This is a genomic window from Streptomyces sp. AA4 (genome assembly GCF_000158875.1).
Taxonomy (GTDB): domain Bacteria; phylum Actinomycetota; class Actinomycetes; order Mycobacteriales; family Pseudonocardiaceae; genus Amycolatopsis.
This window is the reverse complement of record NZ_GG657746.1, coordinates 4970512-4990844: the sequence shown is the minus strand read 5'-3', so window position 1 is coordinate 4990844 and position 20333 is coordinate 4970512. Positions and strand designations below refer to the sequence as shown.

The following is a 20333-nucleotide window of genomic DNA, read 5'->3' as shown; positions in this document are numbered from 1 at the left end:
CGCGCGAGTCGGCGACATCGCTTTCGCGGCGGCTGATCGGGACGTCGCCGCGTCGGGACAGAGAGGGAGAACTGCATGTGCGCGGCGATCAGCAGACGCGTGTTGGTGACCGGGGCCGGAAGCGGATTCGGCCTGGGGGTGACCCGCCTGCTCGAGCAGCGCGGGCACCGGGTGGTCGCCGGGGTGCTGAACGAGGTCCAGGCCGATAATCTGCGCAGCGAATTCTCGTCCGCGTCGAGCAGGGTGGAAATCCGCAAACTGGACCTGACCGACCCCGCCGATGTCGCGAGCGCGGGCGAATTGGAGATCGACGTCCTGGTCAACAACGCCGGATTCGGCGCGCAGGGGCCGATCTCCGAGAGCCCGCTCGAACTGGTCCGGCACGTTTTCGAGGTGAATGTTTTCGGAACTCTCGACCTGACGCAGCGGGTGCTCGCCAGATTCCACCGGGACAGCCGGCCCGGCCGGGTCGTGGTGGTCTCCTCGGTCGCCGGGCTTCTGGTGAGCGAGGGCGCGGGCGCGTATTCGATGAGCAAGCACGCGCTCGACGCGATGGCCGTCGAGATGCAGAACGAAACCGAGGGAACCCCGGTTTCCGTGCACATCGTCAACCCGGGGCCGTATGCGACCGGGTTCAACGAACGCCTGGTCGAGAACGCTCCGCAAGCCACGGTCTGGGCAGCGGACCAGGATCACCGCGGACTGCTGGAGGGGCAGCACGACCCGCGCGAGCTGATCGAGGCGCTCGCCGACCTCGCCGACGGCAGCGATTCGTCGCCCCGGCTCATCCTGCCGCGGGAGTTCGTCGCCATCACCGGGCAATTCCAGTTCGCGCAGATTCACGGGGCGTGACCGTGGCCGGATTGGCTGACCCGGCCTGGATCCCGCACCCGAGCGAAGCTGCTTTCGGCTTCGCTGTCGTCGACGGCGGCGTGGACCTCCTTTGCTCCGAAAGGCAGCCGGGAGCGCCGTTGTTCAGTGGTCCGCTTTCCCCGGAGAAGGCGGACACCGCGGCAACGAAAGGGCGGTCGACGGCCGATTGGCCGGACATGGTCGACGAGGACCTCGTGGTGCCCCGCGGCCTTGCGGGCCGTCGCGCGATCGGCCGATGAGGAGAAATCGGCGTCCGGACCGCGCTCAGCCGGTGCTGCCGGCCGCGCTCGCGGCATCGCGCCTTGGCGCTGGAGAGGAGATGTTTGCGCAGTGCTAGCGGATATCGAGATCTGGAGAGACTCGCTTTACCTGGGAGGCTGGTGTCCGGCGAAGACCTCCACGGAGGTGGTCGAACCGGCGACCGGAGCCGTGCTGGGAACCATCGGTTCGGCCTCCGCCGAGGACGTCGGTCAAGCGGTGGCGCTCGCGCGGTCCGCCCAGCCGGGATGGGCGGCGCGTCCCGCGGAGGAGAGAGCACGGGTGCTTCGCTCCGCCGGGGAGCTGCTGGCGGACTGGTCGGACGAGGTGGCCGACTGGCTGATCCGCGAGGCGGGGAGCCCTCGGGAGAAGGCGTCGTTCGAGATCCGCTTGGCGACCGGCGAGTTCTTCGCCGCGGCCGCGTTGGCGGTGCAGCCCTGCGGCGAAGTGCTTGCCCAGCAGGATCCGCGCCAGCAGGGAGTGGCGGTCCGGATTCCGTGCGGAGTCGCCGGAGTGATCGCCCCGTTCAACGCTCCGCTGCAGCTGGCGGCGAGATCGGTGGCGCCCGCGCTGGCGCTGGGCAACGCGGTGGTGCTGAAGCCGGACCCGAGGACCGCGGTTTCCGGAGGCGTGCTTCTCGCCCGGGCGCTTGAGCTGGCCGGTCTGCCGGAGGGCGTGTTCGCGGTCCTGCCGGGAGACGGAAGCATCGGAGCGGCGCTCGTCGCGGACAAGGGCGTGGACGTGGTTTCGTTCACCGGCTCGACGCGGGCCGGGCTGGCGGTGTCCGCCGCGGCGGCGCGGAACCTGACGAGAGCGCACCTGGAGCTCGGCGGGAATTCCGCGCTGCTGGTCTTCCCGGACGTGGACCTGGACTGGCGGCGCGGCTGGGGGCCGCCGGATCGTTCTTCAACCAGGGGCAGATCTGCATGGCGACCGGGCGGCATCTCGTGCACGAGGACGTCGCCGAGGAGTACGTCGCCAAGCTCGCCGCGATCGCCCGGTCGCTTCGCATCGGGGATCCGCGCCTGGACGAGAAGGTCACGATCGGGCCGATCATCGACGCGCGGCAGCGGGACCGGGTGCATTCGCTGGTGAAGCGAAGCGTCGAGGGCGGAGCGACCGTCGTCACCGGCGGCGAGTTCGACCAGCTGTTCTACGAACCGACCGTGCTGACGAACGTCGCCGCGGACACGCCGGCTTACGCGGAAGAGGTCTTCGGCCCGGTGGCCTCGGTGCGGACGTTCGCCGACACCGAAGACGCGATAGCGCTCGCCGCGGATTCGGAATACGGCCTGAGCCTGAGCATTCTCACCGCGGACCTCGCCCGCGGCCGCGCGGTCGCCGACCGGATCCCGACCGGCATCGCGCACATCAACGACCAGACGATCGTCGACTCGCCCCTGGCGCCGATGGCGGGCGTCCGGGCGTCCGGCGCCGGTTCTCCGTTCGGCGGGACGAACAACGCACAAGCCTTCACCGACACGCGCTGGATCAGCTGCGCACCCGCGCCCGCGAGAGGAGCCGCCTCATGACCGCCACCGGTGCCGCCCCGGTTGTCGTCGCCTCGTCGACGGACATCGAGGAGCGCGGGCGGCTGATCGTCGACATCGGCACGACGACGATCGGGATCTTCCGTCTCGACGGCGAGCTGTACGCCTACCACAACGTGTGCCCGCACCAAGGAGGACCGGCCTGCCAAGGACGGATCGTCCCGAGGGTCCGCGAGCGGATCGACCCCGACGGAACCGCGCACGGCATGTACTTCGACGAATCCGAAATGCACGTGGTCTGTCCCTGGCACGGTTCGGAATTCGTCATCAAGACCGGCGAGCACGCGGCACTGCCGAATTTCAGCCTCGCCGCGGTGCCGGTGTACGAAGACGAAGGAACCGTGTATGTCAGCCTGTGAACAAGCGGCGAGCGACGAGTTGACCCGCGCGATCGACGGCCTGCACTCGGCGGTCGAGCGCCTTCGAAACGGCGGAAGCGCGACGATCACCGCCGAGAAGCTGTCCGCCTTGGTAGCTGACGCCACGTCGCTCTACACGGCTTCCGCGCAGTCGGCGAAGAGCCTTCCCCGGCTTGATCCGGGCCTGGCGACCAGCACCGACGCGGTCGTGCTGATCTCGGCGATCATGGCGGCCCACGATTTGAACACGTTCGACCTGGCGCTCTGGCTCTCCCGGGTCCCGGCAATCGAAGGGATCGAACAACAGCATGTCTGGTGACACGAATTCCCCTCGCCCGCGGTCCGGCGGCTCCGGCACGCCCCCGGTCACGGTGCGCTCGACGCAAGAGATCACCATCGCGACCGACTCGCGCGAGATCCTGGCCAACGCCGCCCGCGACACCGAAGCGTTCGGGCTGGCGGACAAGTTCATCGTCGACGTTGACTCGCATCACATCGAACTCGACTCGTGGCCCGACATCCTCGAGGACATCGGCGATCCGGTGCTGCGGGACTACGGCAGGCAGATTTCGAACAACTGGCCGCAGGCAGGGCACCTGGCGCTGTCGAATCATGTCGCGGGCCTGACCTTCCAGGACGTGGCGGGACGGGTGCCGCACCAGGCGACGCTCGCGGAGCCGGTGCCGCCCGGTCCGTACCACCGGGACGTCACGCTCGTGCGGCGGGCGATGGACGCGATGAGCATCGACGTCCAGATCGTCTTCCCGCAGCCGATGCTCGAGATCGGCCTGCATCCGCACCCGGGGATCGCGGCGCAGCTGCAGGTCGCCTACAACAAGTGGTTCGTCGAGAACATCCTCGGCCGGGACCCGCGCATCAAGACGATGCTGGGGCTGCCGTTCGGGGACCCCGGCCTCTCGCTGGACGCCATCCGGGAGTACCACGACCATCCCGACGTCATCGGGTTCCTGGTGACCAGCCAGCGGCACATCAGCGTCCACGACAACAAGTACATGCCGGTCTACGCCGAACTGGAGCGGCTGGGCCTGCCGATCGGGTTCCACGCCGGCCCGTCGTGGGGCGATTCGATGACCTCGACGATGAACCGGTTCACCGCGGTGCACGCGATTTCTTTCGTCACCTGCAATATCACGCACCTGACCAACTGGATTTTCAACGGGATCCCGGAGCGGTTTCCCGGGTTGAAGACCATCTGGATCGAGAGCGGACTGGCGTGGATTCCGTTCCTGATGCAGCGGCTGGACCACGAGTACATCCTGCGCATGTCCGACGCCCGCTGCTGCGCAAGCCGCCGAGCGAGTACATGCGGGAGATGTACTACACGTCGCAGCCGATCGAGATGACCGACCGCGATCTGCTGCTGGGGACGCTGAAGGCGATCGACGCCGAGAACACCTTGATGTACTCGTCCGACTGGCCGCACTGGGATTTCGACACCCCGGGCCGGATCATGTCGATCGAGGGCATTTCCGAGCACGCGAAGGAAAACATTCTCGGCGGAACGGGCGTTGCGCGTCTTCGACAAGCTGGCCGCCGTGCGGAAGGCCGAACCGTCGTGAAACGCGGCGAACAACGGAGGAGAATCCGGTGAAATTGTTGGACGTTCCGGTACGGCGGATTGTCGTCGCCGTCACCGGCGCTTCGGGCGCGATCTACGCGGTGCGCGCGCTGGACGTGCTGCGTGCGGCGGGCATCGAGACCCATCTCGTGGTGACGAAGGCCGGCTCGCTGACCAGTTCGTACGAAACCGGGCTGGACGCCGCGGAACTGGCCGGGCGCGCGGATGTCGCTTACCACCACACGGACGTCGGCGCCCCGATCTCGTCGGGCTCCTTCCTGACCGGGGGAATGCTGATCGCCCCGGCGTCGATGCGGACGCTGGGCGAGATCGCGTCCGGGGTCACCGGTTCGCTGGTTTCGCGGGCCGCGGACGTGACGCTGAAAGAGCGCCGCCGGCTGGTGCTGCTGACGAGAGAAGCGCCGTTGAACCTGGTCCACCTCCGGAACATGGCGACGGTGACCGAGGCGGGCGGGACCGTTTTCCCTCCGGTGCCTGCCTTCTACCACAATCCGTCCTCGCTGGAGGAGATCGTCGACCACACGGTCGGCCGGGCGCTGGACCAGTTCGGTATCCACACGGACGTCTTCCCGCGCTGGGACGCCGGTTTGCGCGCCTCGGTGCATTCCCGGGCGCACGGTTCTGCCGGGGAAGCGCCGGCTCGGTTCGAAGGGTGACACACGATGGCTGACGAAGAACTCGCCGACGGCGCACCGAAGGCTCCCGTCAAGGATCTGCGGGAAGGAATCGAACTCCTGAAGCGGCATGACGGACAGTTCGTTTCGACCGCGGTGGAGGTTTCCCCGCAAGCGGAACTGGCGGGCGTCTACAAAAAAGTGGGCGCCGGCGGCACGGTGTCCCGGCCCACCAGGGTGGGTCCGGCGATGCTGTTCGAGAACGTCAAGGGCTACGACATCCCGGTGGTAGTGGGTGTGCTCGCCTCGCGCAAGCGCGTCGCGCTGTTCCTGGGAGCCGACGAGCGGCGGTTGGGGCAGCACATGCTGTCCGCGATGAAACACGCCAAGACTCCCGTCGTCGTCCCGGAAGCCGCGTGCCAGGAGCAGGTGCTGCTCGCGTCGGACCCGGGCTTCGACCTCAGGAAGATCCTGCCCGCGCCGACCAATACGCCCGAGGACGCCGGTCCGTACTTCTGCATGGCGGTGCTGCGGGGAACGGATCCGGACACCGGGAGCCACGATGTCACGATCCACCGGCTGTGCGTGCAGGGCCGCGACGAGCTTTCGGTGTTCATGCTGCCGGGCAGGCACATCGGCCGCATGTACGAAAAGTACGACGCGCGCGGCGAGCCGATGCCGATCACTGTTTCGATGGGCATCTCGCCGGTCGAGTACCTGGCGGTCTCGTTCGAACCGCCGTCGACCCCGTACGGGTTCGACGAACTGGAGTTCGCCGGCGGTCTCAAGGGCTCCCCGGTGGAGCTGGTGAAGGCGAAGTCGGTGGACGAGTACGCGCTCGCGTCGGCGGAGATCGTCATCGAAGGGCACCTTCTACCCGGGCGCCGGGTCGCGGAGGACCAGAACACCGGGACCGGGTTCGCGATGCCGGAATTCCCCGGATACGACGGCACGGCGAACCCGTCGCTGCCCGTCCTCAAGGTGTCGGCGATCACCACCCGCACCCGGCCCATTCTGCAGACGCTGGTCGGCCCGGGGGAGGAGCACGTCAGCCTGGCGGGGATCCCGACCGAGGGGTCGCTGGCGCAGGCGCTGGAGAACGCGCTTCCGGGACTGGTGAAGGACCTCTACGCACACCCGTCCGGCGGCGGCAAGTACGTCGGGATTCTCCAGATCGCCAAGCGGAGCGCGGCGGACCAGGGCAGGGAGCGGCAGGCCGCGATCGTGGCGTTCGGGGCGTTCCCGGAGATGAAGCACGTCATCCTGGTCGACGACGACGTCGACGTCTTCGACACCGACGACGTCCTCTGGGCGATGACGACGCGTTTCCAGGCCGAACGGTCGGTGATCCCGATTCCCGGGGTCCGGTGCCATGCGCTCGATCCCTCCGCCAGTCCGGACTTCCTGTGGACGAACGCCGAGCCGGGCCTGTCGACGAAGGTCATCTTCGACTGCACCGTGCCGTGGAACCTTCGGGACCGCTTCATCCGGTCGCCGTTCCAGGACGTGGACGTGGAGCGGTTTCTGCCGGGGTGGACCTGACGCGTGTCGCGGCCAGCAGCCGCCGTAGCCGGGCGACAGTGACGCACCGGGGGCGACACCGCATGCGTGGGGACCGAGAGGAGCAAGTGCACCGAGGGCGTTACCGGATCAGTTTCCGGTACCAGGCGAAGGAGTCCTTGGGGGTGCGGCGTTGGGTTTCGTAGTCGACGTGCACGAGCCCGAAGCGGTTGGACCATTCGAGGTTGTCGAGCAGGGACCAGACGAAGTATCCGCGCACGTCGACGCCGGCCTCCATGGCTTCGCGCAGGGCGTGCAGGTGGCTGGCGAGGAATTCGATCCGTTCGGGGTCGGGGACGCTGCCGTCGGCGGCGGGTTCGTCGGCGAAACTGCAGCCGTTTTCGGTGATCTGGATGGGCGGGAGGTGTTCGCGGTAGCGCTCGTGGAAGGACACCAGCAGTTCGCGCAGCGCGTGCGGGACGATCGGCGAGTCGTTGGTGGTCAGCGGATAACCCTCGATCGGGCGTAGTTCGAACGGCAGCGGGTTGCCCTCGCCGGGGGCGGTCGCGCCTTGGGGTTCGTAGTAGTTGACGCCGTAGAAGTCGAGCGGCTGCGCGATGTCGGCGAGGTCGTCGGCGAAGTTGTCCGGCAGGTGCGGGTGGACTTGTTCGGGGTAGCTGCCGAGCAGCATCGGGTCGGCGAAGGTGCGGTTGATCAGCGCGTCGAGCCAGTCGGCGGCCTCGCGGTCGGCGGCGGTGTCGTGTTCGGGCCAGACCGGCGAGTGGTTGTTCGCGGTGCCGATGCCGGTCGCGCCCGCCGCACGCAGCGCCTGCACCGCCAGCCCGTGGGCGAGATTCTGGTGATGCGCCGTCGGGAGGACGACGAACAGCAGGAACTCACTGGTGCCGTGGATCGGCATCACCATCGGCTCGTTGAGCGGGATCCAGAGTTTCGCCCGATCGGCGAAATGCTCGCCCACGATCGTGGCGTATTCGGCGAAGCGGTAGGCGGTGTCACGGGAGAGCCAGCCGCCCTTGTCCTCGATCGGCTGCGGGGTGTCCCAGTGGTACAGGGTGATCGCCGGGGCGATTCCGGCCGCGCAGACCTCGTCGATCAGCTTGTCGTAGTAGGAAAGTCCTTCCGCGTTGGGCTTTCCGGCGCCGTCGGGCTGGATGCGCGGCCAGGCGATCGACATCCGGTAGGCGCCGACGCCGAGGTCGGCCATCAGGGCGACGTCCTCGGAGGAGCGTAACGCCGCGGCCGAGACGCCCCACAGGAAACCGGGCGGGAAGACCGGATAGTCCACGCTGAACAACCTCTCCTCGCGGACGCCCGGGACGCGGGCGTGAGATTCTCGGCTTCCGGATGTGCAATTCTTCATCATCATGCCGGTTTTGCCCGCGAGCGCGGTCCGAGTAGCGAATTCGCCGCCTACACTACGACACCATCGATTGAAACGCGAATATCGTGAATTTGTCGTGGGAACCTTCCAGCGAAGAACAGGTGCCGCAATGACGTGGAGCAACTGGGCCGGAACGGCCAAGGCCACCCCGCAGCGGGTGCACCGGCCGCGCAGCACGGCCGAGATCGCCGAGGTCGTGCACGGGATTTCCGGAGCCGGGCGCCGGGTTCGCGCGTGGGGCAGCGGGCATTCGTTCACCGCGATCGCGGCCGCCGATTCCGACGCGCTGGACCTGACCGGGTGGACCGGAATCGCCCGCGCCGACCTGGAGAACCAGCAGGTCACCGTGCGTTCCGGCACCACTTTGCGCGCTCTCAACGCGGCGCTCGACGCGCTCGGGCTGGCGATGACGAACCTGGGCGACATCGACGCGCAGACGATCGCGGGCGCGATTTCCACCGGCACGCACGGCACCGGCGCGCGGTTCGGCGGGATCTCGACCCAGATCGTCGCGCTGGAACTGGTCCTCGCCGACGGTTCGGTGGTCCGCTGCGCGGCCGACGAGCGTCCGGAGCTGTTCCACGCCGCCCGCGTCGGTCTCGGCGCGGTGGGCGTGATCAGCACGGTGACGCTGCAGTGCGAACCGTCCTTCGTGCTCTCCGCGCAGGAACGCCCGGAGCCGCTGGAACAGGTCCTGGAAGGGTTCGACGACAACGCGGCGGGCAACGACCACTTCGAGTTCTACTGGTTCCCCTACGGCAGCAAGGCGTTGGTGAAGCGCAACAACCGGCTGCCGCTGGACGCCGCGCGGAAACCGTTGTCCCGCCTGCGCCAGTTCGTGGACTACGAACTCACCGAGAACGTCGCGTTCGGCGGCCTGTGCCGGCTCGGGCGCGCGGTGCCGAAACTGGTCCGCCCGCTCGGCGCGTTCGCCTCCCAGGTGTCCTCGCCGCGCGAGTACAGCGACCTGTCGCACCGCGTGTTCGTCACCCACCGCGGGGTGCGGTTCGTGGAATCCGAATACGCGGTCCCGCGCGAATCCGTGCTCGACGTGCTGGCCGAACTGCGCGCGGCGGTGCCGCGGCTGAAAGACCCGGTCGCGTTCCCGGTCGAGGTGCGCGTGGCCGCCGCCGACGACATCTGGCTGTCCACCGCGCACGGCCGCGACTCCGCCTACATCGCGATCCACCAGTTCCTCGGCATGCCCTACCGCGACTACTTCACCGCGTTCGAGAACATCGCGGGCCAGGTCGGCGGACGACCGCACTGGGGCAAAATGCACGACCTCGACGCGTCCGTGCTCCGCACCCGCTACCCGCACTTCGACGACTTCCTCCGCATCCGCAAGGAATGCGACCCGGCCGGGACATTCGCCAACACCTACCTCGACCGGGTCCTGGGAACCGTCTGATCAGTCCGGTTCGAACAGGGAACGGCTGTGCGGGTCGGTTCGGTGAGATTCCGGTCGTCCGCGTGTCTGAGATTTCCCCTTTCGGCGCATTTCAAGCATCTGAACCGAGCGATTCGACGGCTAACCCCTTCGGGAAACACGAGGAGAGTGCGATTGCGGCAAAGTGGACTAAGTGGACGGTGGTGCCGCGGGCACGATCGGGCTCGTGCCGACCTGTTGACGGTCGCGGCGAGGGCCGGCGACGGACCTTGGAACTATGCGCTCGAAGCAACGAAGACCCGGCGAAGAAGCGGAAGGCGGGCAGGTCTGGCAGTCCGGAGCCGCCCGGAACACCGGGCACTGTCCGCTCCGTCGGCACAGCCGCTGTTACCGGGTGAGCTGGTTCGAGGAGCGCCCAGGGGACGCGTTCCCCGCGGCGGCGACTCCGGATGCGCAAACCACCCCGTCGCTCGATCAGAAAGGACAATGGTGTTTTCTTCGGGCCGGCCTTCGTCCGGCGCAGCCCGCCAGGACGGAATCGTGCGCGACCGGGCTCGACGGACGCGGATTTCCGGAGGATTCGGCGCCCCGGCCGTCCTGTCGGCTGATTTCCCGGTGAAGGCGCCCGGGTGCTGACCATGGCTGGACTGAAACGCCCCGATTACCTGTGGATCTCGATCCTGATCGACGTGGCCAAAGCTGAGGCGCGAGACCTGGGGGTCGCGCTCAGTTTCGCCGTTGTCGACGCGGACGCTCATCTTCTCTACTTCGAGCGCCAGCCGGAGGCGCCTTTGTTCAGCTGCGCTCTTTCGCAGGACAAGGCGTTCACCGCGGCGAGAACCGGGCGCTCGACCGCGGATTGGTCGGACCTGCTCGAGGATTGCCTTGTTCTGCCCGGCGACGCGACGACGGTGGAGCGATTCTTGCCCTTGCCCGGAGGAGAGCCGATCGCGCTGAGCGGCCGGACCATGGGGGCGCTCGGCGTGGCCGGCGGAACGTCGCGGCAAGACGCTGCTGTCGCGCTGTCGGCGGTTTCCTCCCTGAAAGTTCTCGACGATGGGGCGTAGCCGCCGGACGGGCCGCTCTCCGGCACCGTCGGCCAGGCGACCTGCCAGCGGCGGCCGCGAGATCCGGCACGATCAGGAAACCGTTGTGCGGGCAGCCCTTCCGGATTTCGCGGGACCAAACTGCGGCCGTCGAACTCCAGTGCTGAGCGGTCTCGCGGCGCCGAGATGCCCGGCCGTCCGCTTCGCCGTAGCCTTCCGGTCATGAAACTGCGCAAGATCTTCGCGGGTTTGGGCCGCAGCAAGGCATTCGCCGCGTTCGGGCGGGCGTTGATGCCCGTCGACCGTCTGCTCCTCCGCATCAGCGGCGGCCGGGTGGGCCTCGGCGCGGCAATCGGGCTGCGGTCGCTCCTGCTCACGACAATCGGCCGCACCACCGGCGAGCCGCGACAGGTTCCGCTGCTGTACGTCGAACGCTCTGGCGGCTACGTCGTGATCGGCTCGAACTGGGGCGGGGAAAACCATCCCGCCTGGACGGCGAACCTCCTGTCTCGCCCCGACGCGACGGTCTCCGTACGCGGCCGCATCGTCCCCGTCCGCGGCCGCCTGCTGAAAGACGCCGAACGACAGGAAATGTGGGACGCCGTCGCCTCGTACTGGCCCGCCTACGACCGTTACGCCGAACGCGCCGCCCGCCGCGAAATCCGGGTATTCCTCCTGGAACGCACAAAATCGCCCGCGTGACCCGGCCAGGGCAAGCCCGCAAGGTCTTCACGCGCAGCCCGTTCCGGAAAGCGAGGCGGGGCCGAGATGAAGCTTTCACGGGCGAGAAATGACCTTGTCCAGGCGGGTGCGGAGCAACTGTTCCCGCGGATAACGGTATGGTGGATTCGCGGGCCGGTCCCTGTCGTTAAAGGCGCTCGCCAGGCAGGATGGCCGAGAGGCTTGCTTCTCATTGGCGAAACCATCAGGACGGCAGCCGTTTCCGTTCTTGAGACAAGCGGGATTTCGACTTGGCCGTTTCGTCCGGCTTGATTGCATGCCGAACTGACGGTCCGGTCCTAGCCCGGGTCTTCTCCTCGAACAAAGCGAGAGGTGCGCGTTCCATGATTCGTCAGCTGACCTTCACCGTGCGGCAGCTTCCGCCCGGGTCGGCTTCGCCCCGCGGCCGCCGCCGCGCGGACTGGGCGGGCGGAGTCGTGCGTGCCGCCGATCCGGACGACGCCGTCGGCGGATGTCCCGAACCGGACGGCGGCATTCACGAGTGCACGCCCGACAGCGCGAAGAACCTTCTCACGGCGTGTTCCAGGCGGGGTTTCCGCGATGTGCTGGACCGCGCGGGGCCGGTCAACGAGAACAGACGGCTGGCGAACGTGACGGCGGCGGAGGCATGACCGCGGGCGTGGCCCCGGCGGCGCGCGGCCGGTCCGCTCTGGACGAGCCAGTGCTCCCGGTCGGGCGCAAGTGGACGGCCACCTGGTCTTTCGCGTACCTGGGCCTGTTCCTCGCCAACTACGGCGCACAGCAGATCGTCCTGCCTCGGCAGGCCAATCTGATCGCGGCCGGCGAGGAAACCGCAGTGGCCGCCCAGAGCTGGGCGAACGCGAGCGCGGCTGTGGTGACGGTGATCGTGTCGATTCTCGTCGGAGCGCTGTCCGACCGCACTTTGCATCGCACGGGCCGGCGGCAGGTGTGGATCGTCTACGGAGGTCTGCTGGCCGCGGTCGCGTTCGTGTTCCAAGGTTTCCAGCACACCGTTGTGGGCGTCGTCATCGCATGGGGCGTATTCACCGCGGGCATGTCCGCCGTCGTCGTCGCGCTGTCCGCGGCGCTTCCCGACGACGTGCCGACCAGCCAGCGGGGCAGAGTCTCGGGTTATCTCGCGGTGGGCACCGCGGTCGGGCCGCTCATCGGCGTCGCGGTGGTGACCTTCTTGCTCACCGGAGTCCTGGACGCTTACGTCGGACTGGCGTTGCTGCTGTTGCTGTGTGTGCTTCCGTTCGGTCTTCGCGTCCGCGGTACGCCGTTGCGGCGAGCGGAACGTCCTCCGCTGGCTCTTCGCGCGATCGCCACCGGGATCTTCACGCCGCTGCGCAGCGCGGATTTCGCTTGGGTGTGCGGACAGCGGGCGCTGATCAATCTGTCGAACGCGCTCGCCCAGGTTTTCCTTTACCAATATCTGAAAGACGAGGTGCACGTCGATCCCGACCTCGGCACCCTTCTGCTGATGGTGTGCTACACGGCGGGCATCGTGGTCATCGCGGTCCCCGTCGGCCGCCACTCGGACCGGACCGGAAAACGCAAGCGAGTCGTCGTGTGGTCGTCGGCCGCACAGGGGGCAGCCGCCCTGATCCTCGCGTTCGTGCCGACTTTCCCGGCGGCGATCGCGGGCGCGTCGCTTCTCGGGTTCGGATACGGCGCGTACCTCTCCGTCGACCAGGCCGTCGTCACGCAGGTGCTGCCGCATGCTGAAGACCGGGGCAAGGACCTCGGCATCCTGCAGCTTTCGAGCGCTCTGCCGATGATCGTCGCCGCGGCGGTCGGCGGCGTCCTTGTCGCGTCGCTGGGTGGATTCCCCGCGCTGTTCGTCGCTTCCGCGGCCACCGGCCTGGCTGCCGCGGTCTGCGTGCTGCCGATCAGAAGCGTGGCGTGACCTGTCCCGCGAGCGGCATCAGCGTATGCCGCCGTGTCGAACTGGCGTCGTCGGACCGCGAGAGCGGGGTCAAAGCCATCCGTAATGCTGGGCGATCCGGATGGCGTCGGTCGCGTTGCGCGCGGACAGTTTGGCGATGATCCGCGTGATGTAGTTCCGCACCGTTCCTTCCGCCAGGTGCAGCTGGCCGGCGATCTGCGGGGGAGGGGTGCCGGTCGCGGCCAGCTGGAGGATGCTGCGTTCGCGGGGGGTGAGGGGGTTTTCCCCCGCGGCCAGCGCGGAGGAGACCAGGTCGGGCGAAACGACCCGTTTGCCGGCGTGCACGTCGCGAATGGCTTCGACGAGTTCGGCGGCCGCGACGCCTTTGGGCAGAAAGCCGTTGACGCCGAGGGTGAGGGCTTCGCGGACGACGCCCGGTTTGTCGAGCGAGGTCAGCATCAGGATCCGGATCGCCGGGAGCCGGGCGCGGACCCGGGAGGCCACGGTGAGGCCGCTGACGTCCGGAAGGCCGATGTCGAGGATCAGCACGTCCGGTTTCACGTTGCCGGCCAGCTGGACGGCCTCCTCGCCCCGTTCGGCCACCCCGACCACCGTGAGGTCGCGCTCCAGCTGAAGCAAGGCGACCAAAGCCTCGCGGAGGACTCGCTGATCTTCGGCGAGCGCTACCCGGATCACCACGCGTCTGTCTCCTGTCGTGACAAGAATTCTGGGATTCCGCCCGAGCCGGACGGCAGCGCGGGCGAGCACACACCGAGGGCGAACCGTTCTCCCGGACGCCCGGTCCCGACCGTGCCGCCGAGCCGGCCGGCGACACGGAGTGCACAGTGGACGTCTGCCACCGTCACCGCGCCGCTGAGCCGCCGAGCGAAACCGGGGTTCAGCCCGCCGCGCGCGACGCGGTGCACCGCGGTGCTGCCCGCCCTGGAGGCGGAAAGCTCGCGGCATCCTCGTTTCCCTCTCGGCGACCCGGATTTCCGGACCGCCGGGCAAGGGCGCGCGGGCAGGCCGGCGACACCGGCCCGGCGGCCGCACCGGAGGAGACACCGTGAATTCGCGCGGCAGCCGGCGATACGGCGACTGGCTGGCGCCGGAGCATCCGCCACGTTCACGAATTCCTTCCTGCGCCGGTCGCTCGCCTCGCGAGCCGACTGGGTGGGGCCGGAGGTACGCGGACAATTTCATACTAGATGCGGGGAACCCTCATTTCGGCACGCCGAACCCACCCGTTCGGATGATCTGTCTTGACACTCACGGGCTACGTCCGGTTCCTGCGCTACCTGCGGTAGTGTTCCGTGGCTTCGGCCGGTCGCCCGCCGTCGACAGCCGCGGGCTCGCCGCCGCGAGGCTGTCGACTTCTTCCGGCACTCGCCGGGAAAATATCACGACCTTGACCGGTTCGGGCCTGGCCCGGTCCGCCGCCGGCTTGCCATCCGCTCACAGCCGGTGCCCGCTGTGCATGCCCGCCGCGTTCGTCTGGTGGCAGTCCGAGGACGGAGATCGGACCGGAATCCGTCCGGGATCGGGACGCGGAATGTGTCACCGTCCCGCGACGGGAGGCGGGCGAAGGGCAGCTGAGACGGGCCAGCGATGCGTTGCTGGGGGAATGCGGAGCCTGGGTTTACCCGGGCGACGACATCTGGCGCGCCGTGCGGTCCGGGGTCGCGCCTCGCCCTAGTGGCGGGCGCCGGGTTCGCCGCGGCGAAATTCCTCCTGGCGGAGACACGGCGGGTGCAGGTGCGCGTCGAGGCGGTAGCCGGGCCGGGATCTTCGGCTCGGTCGTGCGGACGGCCGACTGGTCCCGGGGCAAGCCGTCGACGACGGCGACGGATCGCCGGAGTGGCCCGCGGACCCCGGGCCGGGCGTCGCCGCGATGGCCCGGGCATGGGAGGTCGGGTTCTGCGACGCCGAGTCCAGCGCTTCCCGGACCGCATTTCCGTCCGCCGGGTGAGTATTTCACGGGGCTATTGTTAAAACGGCTATGACCCGGGCGGGCGTTAAGCGCTCGCCTTCTTGATCGGAGTGCGCGGCGCTCGCCATACTCTGCGGAGAAGATTCCCGGAACCGCCAAAGCGCGAATGAAGTGATGCGTTCGCCGGTCGTTTCGAAAGCGCCGCCGAGCACGGGGGGAAGAAGGCCGATGAAGCAAGAACTGACGCTGTTCGCCGGCACCAGGCCGGAAGCCATCAAACTGGCGCCCATCGCGCTCGCGGCCGGGGAATCCGGGTTCCGGGCGCGGATCGTCGCCACCGGGCAGCACCCCGACATGGTCGACCAGGGCCTGGCGCCGTTCGGGATAGCTCCCGACGACCGGATCGTCCTGTCGCGGGCGACCGGCAGCCTGAGCGAATTGTTCACCGGTCTCGTACCCGAGGTCGACCGGGTTCTGGCGGAGCGCCGCCCGGCCGCGGTCGTCGTCCAGGGCGACACAGCCACCACCCTCGCTTGCGCACTGGCCGCGTTCTGGCGCCACATTCCGGTCGTGCATGTCGAGGCGGGCCTGCGCACCGGAGATCTCGCATCGCCGTTTCCCGAGGAAGCCAATCGCCAGCTGGTCTCCCGCATCGCCGCCCTGCACCTCGCTCCCACGCCGGCGGCCGGCGCGGCGCTGCGGGCGGAGGGAGTGCCGGACGAGAAGATCGTCGTGACCGGCAACACCGTCGTCGACGCGGCACTGCACATCGCCGGACGGGGCCTGCCGCCGAAGAACGTCGCGGTCGCGGCCGCTTTCGCCGGGCTCCGGCCGCGGATCCTGGTGACGATGCACCGCCGGGAGTCGTGGCGAAGCGGCATCGGCGAAGTGCTGGGCGCGGTGATGCAGATCGCGCGGGAATTCCCCGGCGCGCGCTTTCTGCTTCCGTCGCACCCGAATCCGAAGGTGCGCCAGATCGTGCACCGGATCCTCGGGACGTGCGACGCGGTGACGGTCACCGAGCCGCTGGACTACCCGGACCTGATCTGGGCGCTGTCGAGGTCCTCGCTGGTGATCACCGACTCCGGCGGCATCCAGGAAGAAGCGCCGACCTTCGGGGTTCCGGTCCTGGTGGCGCGTGACACGACGGAGCGCCGCGAGGCGGTCGACGCCGGCTGGGCGCGGCTGGTCGGCACCGACTTCTCCGAGGTCGTCATCGCCGCGCGCGCGGTGCTGGCCGGACGGGAGAAGGGCCCGGGAACGCCGAATCCGTTCGGCAACGGCGACGCGGCCCGGCTGACCATGGACGCGCTCCGCAGCCGGATCCCGGACCTCGACCGGGATCTGACGGCCGTTGCGAGCCCGGGTGCGCCATGACCGCACGGTGCCTCGATGCGGCAGCGGAACGACGCCCGGGAGACGCCCAGGAACTGCGGCCGCGGTGGACGGCGTCCGGATAATCGGAGAAGCGGTGCTCGTCGTCGGACGGGGTGATGCTGGGCTTCCAGCTCGGCCAGGAACGGAAAACGTTGTGGGGCAACGAGCCGGGCGTCGGCGGCGCACCGGTCGCGGTCCTCGCGATGATCCCGCGGCCGGGTCCGGAGCGGACGGTCGTCGAAGAGCCGGGTCGCAAGACTTCGCGGCACCCGGGTACCCGGGTGCCGCCGCATATTCCGGGATCTCGACACGATCCGGCCCGGCGACTAGATCACGGTGGAGGACTGGTCCGGATGCGAGCGGTGCTGAGGGTCTGCGCCGGTCTGGGGTCCGGCTCGTGCCCCTTGCCGGACGACTGGTTCCCGACGACGAGCCCAGCACCCTGCTGACCGCGTCCCCGCGCTTCCGTGCGGCCGGGTTTCCCCGGCCGCACTTCACGAGGAAATGCTTGGCGTGCGCCAGCACTGGGCGAGGCCGGGTCTCCAGCGCGCTGCGGTTTCAGATGAGTCCCGCTCGGCACCCGATCAGCACCGCGTGGGCCCGGTCGCGCGCTCCGATCGCTCTGAACAGTCCTTTCAGGCTCGACTTGACCGTGTTCTCGGACTTGCCGAGCCGGTCGCCGATCTCGGCGTTCGTCATGCCTCCGGCGATCATGCGCAGTTGAAGCAGGGAGACATCGGTGAGCGTTTCCGTCCGCGTCCGCGCTTCGTCGAACGCGGTGGTCCGGACGAACACCTGCAGCGGGCTCACCGGTCTGCTGATCGAGGTCAGTTCGATGCCCTTGGCTTCCAGGTAGTCCCGGGCACGGGTGACGGCCTCCGGGTCCGCGCCGACGAAAACCGGGCCCTGCCGTTCGGCACGTTCAGCCATGATTCGTTCCTCCTGTTCGGACGGTGGATTGCCAGGTTCGGCGGGCGCCGGTCACCGCGCGGGCGCCGGCGGCGAGGCGTGCGGGCCGATCAGGTTCTCCAGATGGCCGAGCGCGACCGCGTGGGCCCGGTTGCGGGCGCCCAGCTTCCGGTACACGTTCTTGACGTGGCTGCGCACCGTCTCGGCGGACACCGACTGCGCTTCCGCGATCTCGCTGTTCGTCAGCCCGATGCTGATCAGGCCGAGGACCTGCGTTTCGCGCAGGGTGAGTTCGTCGCTGGAGCGGCGGCGGGCCCGCGGGATGCGCGGCTCCGGCGTCGCCGGGAAGAACTGGGCGGAGTGGCCCCAGAGGTGGTACTGGACGATCCGCTCGGCGAGTTTCACCGGGCCGATGGACCGGTCCAGCAGGCAATCGGCGCCGTATTCGGCGAACTTGCCGACCCGGTCGGGAACGAGTTCCGCGGCGCTGACCAGAACGATGACCGTTTCCACGGCGGGGCTCGACGTCACGGCCCGGATGAGAGTGCCCCCGACGTCGAGCCGGGCGTCGAGCAGCAGGATGTCGGGCCGCATCCGGCTGCACAGGCTGAGCGCGCGGGCCCCGTCGTTGATCGCGCCGATCCAGCTGAGCCGGCGCGAGCGGTCGACCACGGCCTTGACGCCGAGCTGGAAAAGGACGTCCTGGTCCGCCGAGCAAATGGTGAACGCCGTCTCCTCGGACCGGCGCGCCCGGCTGGTCCGGGGCGACGGCGGGAGCAGGGGAACCGAAGCCATCAGGTCGTCCTTCCAACGTGCCTCGTGCGCGGTCTCGTGGGCCGCGGGCGGAGCGGGATTCGCCGGACCCGAGGAGAACCTCGCGACGGCGAACCGATTCGCGAGGCGAGAACCGCGGAGGCGGGCAGTGCCATGGTTTCCCGGAAACTCGGGCGAGTGCGGGAAACTTTAGCCGAGAAAACGCGGCGTTCGGTAGCCGACGCGTCACTCAGCGAGGGAAAGATGCGGAAATTCCGGATTCGCGCGTGAATATCTCATGCGGCGGCGTGTCGTCGCCCGCGAGGACGCGGAGATAAGGGCGGGCCGCAGGTGGTTTTTGTGGCGCGGAATGCGCCGAATTGTAGCGGAAATCACGACTGAAGGGTGTGCTCCAGCCTCTCCGAGAGGTCGGAGTCCGGTACCTGGCGGGTGCGGGTGCAGTGCGGGCAATTGAATACGCGGGTGCGTCTTCTGCTATTTCGGCGGGGCGGGGCGCACCTGGCGCGCCAGAACCGCCTCCGCGTCCGCGGCACCGCCCGCCGGCGCGCGGCTGTGCCTGGCTGCGATCCGGGCCGGCTCCGCGAAGGTCATGTCCGCGCCGAGAATCGGCGTTCCAGGCGGGGTGGTGGTCCTATGCGGACAAGGACCGGCGGGTTCAGCTTCCCGGCGGTCGATCGTGCGAGGCTTGTCCGGCGGTCGCGGCGCTGTGGCGAAGCTGTTCCCGGCGGAGACGTTCGGCGCGCCAGGCGACCCAGAGGCAGAGCAGTCCCAGGGGCAGTTCGGCGAACAAGGCCTGTGTCCAGGCGAGCGGGCGGTCGCGACGCGGGCTGATCGTCGTATCGAACCAGGCGTCAACGAAGAGCAGCGCGCTCGTCACGGCGGCGGAAACCTGCACGTGCGGTCGGTGCCGCACCGCAAGCCAGCCGGTGATCAGCAGCATCGCCGCCAATGCGATGTCGAATACGACCCAGGCGAGCGTGTACTGCCGCGCGGAGGTGCTCATAAACGCGCCGCAACGTATCTTCGCTTCCGGGCAACACCCCGGGACGTTCAGGAAATCGGCGACCAGAAAGCCGACCCAAACGAGGGTGACCACTCCAGTGCCCAAGTAGAAAGGCCCCGTCCATCGAGGCAGCTTGCCGAAAGACTTGTCGCTGCTTGGCACCACGCCGAGCTTAGCGCGGCGGTCGCGCGGACGGGGCGCGAAGAATCTTTGGCTGGGCATGAATTTCTCATGCCGGCCAAGCCGGTGGAAGAGGCGGGGGTGCCGGTTCGGCACAACCCGGCGCGGGAGGTGAAGCATCGGGTGGGCTGCGAGCTGGGCAATCGCGGGTCGGTCCGAACTGGTCGCGGCAACCGTTCCCTCCGTGGCCGGTGGTCCGCTCCCGACGGGCGGCAGCGACGGTCCCCGACCCGGACTCGTGATGAAATCACGCCACTTCTCAGCAATTTTCCTCGATCGTCGCGAATCGGCGGTTCGATGCGGCGCGAACGGCTGGCATGTTGTGAACTCAAGAGTGGCAAAGCATGCGCTGTCGTAGCTTGAGGAGCATTCCGTGTCCATCCCTTCCCCTCGATCGGGGCCGTCCGAGCCGTCGGACGGCTCGCCTCGCCACGCTGACCGCACGCCCGCACGGCACAGCCGGCCGAATCCGCGAGCCTGTGCTCCTCGGCATGCCGCGAGTGATCAGCGGCAGGACTCTCCCGAGCCGCAGGTGTCCGCACTCGTGCCGGAACGATCCGCGCCGAGGGGCCTGCGATGGGTGTCGTGGCTGCTCGCCCTGAGTGCGGCCTTGGTCGTCGGCATCGTGGTCGGTTCTTCGAACGTCATCGGCCCGGGGGCCTGCGGTCCCGGCGCGGGCCAGGCGATCAGCAAGGGTTCCGGCTCACCGCACGTTCCTGCCCCCGCCGCGATCGTGTTCGATCAGCCTTGGCCGCTGTTTGCCCGATGACGACGGCGAGGTCCGGATTCGGTGACTGCGGCGAGCAGGCCGGTGTCCTGCGTTGTCGCTTCGAAGCTGGCATTGAACGATTCATTCCCAGGCAGTGACCGGTTGCAGTAGCGCGGAGGCGGTCCGCCGAATTAGCTTGGTCAATCCACGCGGTCAGACGATTGTGCCGCCTTCGGTTCGCGGTGGCGAGCGATCGGCGAAGAGCAGCA

At 68.6% G+C, this 20333-nt stretch carries 21 protein-coding genes and 1 pseudogene; 17 read left to right on the top strand and 5 right to left on the bottom strand.

Features of this window, described 5'->3' with window-relative positions:
• The first annotated feature begins 75 nt into the window (after positions 1 to 75).
• From SSMG_RS22840 to SSMG_RS22805, 10 genes and pseudogenes are all read left to right on the top strand, one after another.
• Positions 76 to 852: an SDR family NAD(P)-dependent oxidoreductase gene (locus SSMG_RS22840; protein WP_009079831.1), complete on the top strand. Its 777-nt coding sequence runs from the start codon at positions 76 to 78 to the stop codon at positions 850 to 852.
• Complete coding sequence (locus tag SSMG_RS22835) at positions 849 to 1112, top strand: heme-binding protein (protein ID WP_009079829.1); 264 nt, start codon at positions 849 to 851, stop codon at positions 1110 to 1112. The genes SSMG_RS22840 and SSMG_RS22835 overlap by 4 nt, the downstream gene beginning before the upstream one ends.
• A gap of 91 nt (positions 1113 to 1203) precedes the next feature.
• Positions 1204 to 1944, top strand: a pseudogene (locus tag SSMG_RS47720) (aldehyde dehydrogenase family protein); the annotation flags it as partial.
• Between the two features lie 113 nt (positions 1945 to 2057).
• Entirely contained in the window at positions 2058 to 2663 is a 606-nt protein-coding gene (locus tag SSMG_RS47715) for an aldehyde dehydrogenase family protein (protein ID WP_255409765.1), read from the top strand.
• On the top strand, positions 2660 to 3040 hold the full coding sequence (locus tag SSMG_RS22825; RefSeq protein WP_009079825.1) for a Rieske (2Fe-2S) protein: 381 nt from the start codon (positions 2660 to 2662) through the stop codon (positions 3038 to 3040). The genes SSMG_RS47715 and SSMG_RS22825 overlap by 4 nt, the downstream gene beginning before the upstream one ends.
• Positions 3027 to 3359 (top strand): hypothetical protein, encoded by a 333-nt coding sequence (locus SSMG_RS22820; RefSeq protein ID WP_009079824.1) that lies wholly within the window; start codon positions 3027 to 3029, stop codon positions 3357 to 3359. The genes SSMG_RS22825 and SSMG_RS22820 overlap by 14 nt, the downstream gene beginning before the upstream one ends.
• Positions 3349 to 4404 carry an amidohydrolase family protein gene (locus tag SSMG_RS22815; RefSeq protein ID WP_199785961.1) on the top strand — a complete coding sequence of 352 codons (1056 nt, stop codon included), beginning with the start codon at positions 3349 to 3351 and terminating at the stop codon, positions 4402 to 4404. The genes SSMG_RS22820 and SSMG_RS22815 overlap by 11 nt, the downstream gene beginning before the upstream one ends.
• Positions 4374 to 4652, top strand: a complete 279-nt coding sequence (locus SSMG_RS46305) for a hypothetical protein (RefSeq protein ID WP_199785960.1) — start codon at positions 4374 to 4376, stop codon at positions 4650 to 4652. The genes SSMG_RS22815 and SSMG_RS46305 overlap by 31 nt, the downstream gene beginning before the upstream one ends.
• Positions 4649 to 5296: a UbiX family flavin prenyltransferase gene (locus tag SSMG_RS22810; RefSeq protein ID WP_009079821.1), complete on the top strand. Its 648-nt coding sequence runs from the start codon at positions 4649 to 4651 to the stop codon at positions 5294 to 5296. The genes SSMG_RS46305 and SSMG_RS22810 overlap by 4 nt, the downstream gene beginning before the upstream one ends.
• 6 nt (positions 5297 to 5302) lie before the next feature.
• Positions 5303 to 6796: a UbiD family decarboxylase gene (locus SSMG_RS22805; RefSeq protein ID WP_009079818.1), complete on the top strand. Its 1494-nt coding sequence runs from the start codon at positions 5303 to 5305 to the stop codon at positions 6794 to 6796.
• Positions 6797 to 6896: 100 nt separating this feature from the next.
• Here SSMG_RS22805 and SSMG_RS22800 read toward each other — a convergent pair whose 3' ends face one another.
• Positions 6897 to 8060, bottom strand: a complete 1164-nt coding sequence (locus SSMG_RS22800) for a glycoside hydrolase family 1 protein (RefSeq protein WP_078560841.1) — start codon at positions 8058 to 8060, stop codon at positions 6897 to 6899.
• 205 nt (positions 8061 to 8265) lie between these two features.
• On the opposite strand from SSMG_RS22800, the gene SSMG_RS22795 reads away from it, so the two are divergent.
• The 5 genes from SSMG_RS22795 (at position 8266) to SSMG_RS22775 (ending at position 13203) form a co-directional block, all read left to right on the top strand.
• Entirely contained in the window at positions 8266 to 9567 is a 1302-nt protein-coding gene (locus SSMG_RS22795) for a D-arabinono-1,4-lactone oxidase (RefSeq protein ID WP_009079813.1), read from the top strand.
• A gap of 617 nt (positions 9568 to 10184) precedes the next feature.
• Positions 10185 to 10613: a heme-binding protein gene (locus SSMG_RS22790; RefSeq protein WP_234392885.1), complete on the top strand. Its 429-nt coding sequence runs from the start codon at positions 10185 to 10187 to the stop codon at positions 10611 to 10613.
• A 201-nt stretch (positions 10614 to 10814) separates the two neighbouring features.
• Positions 10815 to 11294: a nitroreductase family deazaflavin-dependent oxidoreductase gene (locus tag SSMG_RS22785; RefSeq protein ID WP_009079809.1), complete on the top strand. Its 480-nt coding sequence runs from the start codon at positions 10815 to 10817 to the stop codon at positions 11292 to 11294.
• Positions 11295 to 11656: 362 nt separating this feature from the next.
• Positions 11657 to 11944, top strand: a complete 288-nt coding sequence (locus tag SSMG_RS44870) for a hypothetical protein (protein ID WP_037714554.1) — start codon at positions 11657 to 11659, stop codon at positions 11942 to 11944.
• The gene (locus tag SSMG_RS22775) at positions 11941 to 13203 is read left to right on the top strand and encodes an MFS transporter (protein WP_050788256.1); all 1263 of its coding nucleotides are present in this window, start codon (positions 11941 to 11943) and stop codon (positions 13201 to 13203) included. The genes SSMG_RS44870 and SSMG_RS22775 overlap by 4 nt, the downstream gene beginning before the upstream one ends.
• 69 nt (positions 13204 to 13272) lie before the next feature.
• Here the strand turns inward: SSMG_RS22775 and SSMG_RS22770 are convergent, their stop codons facing one another.
• Positions 13273 to 13881, bottom strand: coding sequence for a response regulator transcription factor (locus SSMG_RS22770; protein WP_009079803.1), 609 nt, complete (start codon positions 13879 to 13881; stop codon positions 13273 to 13275).
• 1459 nt (positions 13882 to 15340) lie between these two features.
• On the opposite strand from SSMG_RS22770, the gene wecB reads away from it, so the two are divergent.
• Entirely contained in the window at positions 15341 to 16489 is a 1149-nt protein-coding gene (gene wecB, locus SSMG_RS22765; RefSeq protein WP_009079799.1) for a non-hydrolyzing UDP-N-acetylglucosamine 2-epimerase, read from the top strand.
• Positions 16490 to 17047: 558 nt separating this feature from the next.
• On the opposite strand, the gene SSMG_RS22760 is transcribed toward wecB, so the two are convergent.
• The 3 genes from SSMG_RS22760 to SSMG_RS22750 form a co-directional block, all read right to left on the bottom strand.
• A complete protein-coding gene (locus SSMG_RS22760; protein WP_009079794.1) occupies positions 17048 to 17419 on the bottom strand; it encodes a helix-turn-helix transcriptional regulator in 372 nt (123 codons plus the stop codon).
• A gap of 51 nt (positions 17420 to 17470) precedes the next feature.
• Entirely contained in the window at positions 17471 to 18193 is a 723-nt protein-coding gene (locus tag SSMG_RS22755; protein WP_009079792.1) for a response regulator transcription factor, read from the bottom strand.
• A 634-nt stretch (positions 18194 to 18827) separates the two neighbouring features.
• Positions 18828 to 19337: a hypothetical protein gene (locus SSMG_RS22750; protein WP_158688064.1), complete on the bottom strand. Its 510-nt coding sequence runs from the start codon at positions 19335 to 19337 to the stop codon at positions 18828 to 18830.
• A 598-nt stretch (positions 19338 to 19935) separates the two neighbouring features.
• Between SSMG_RS22750 and SSMG_RS22745 the strand changes: the two genes are divergently transcribed.
• The gene (locus SSMG_RS22745; RefSeq protein ID WP_009079789.1) at positions 19936 to 20124 is read left to right on the top strand and encodes a hypothetical protein; all 189 of its coding nucleotides are present in this window, start codon (positions 19936 to 19938) and stop codon (positions 20122 to 20124) included.
• Positions 20125 to 20333: the final 209 nt, after the last annotated feature.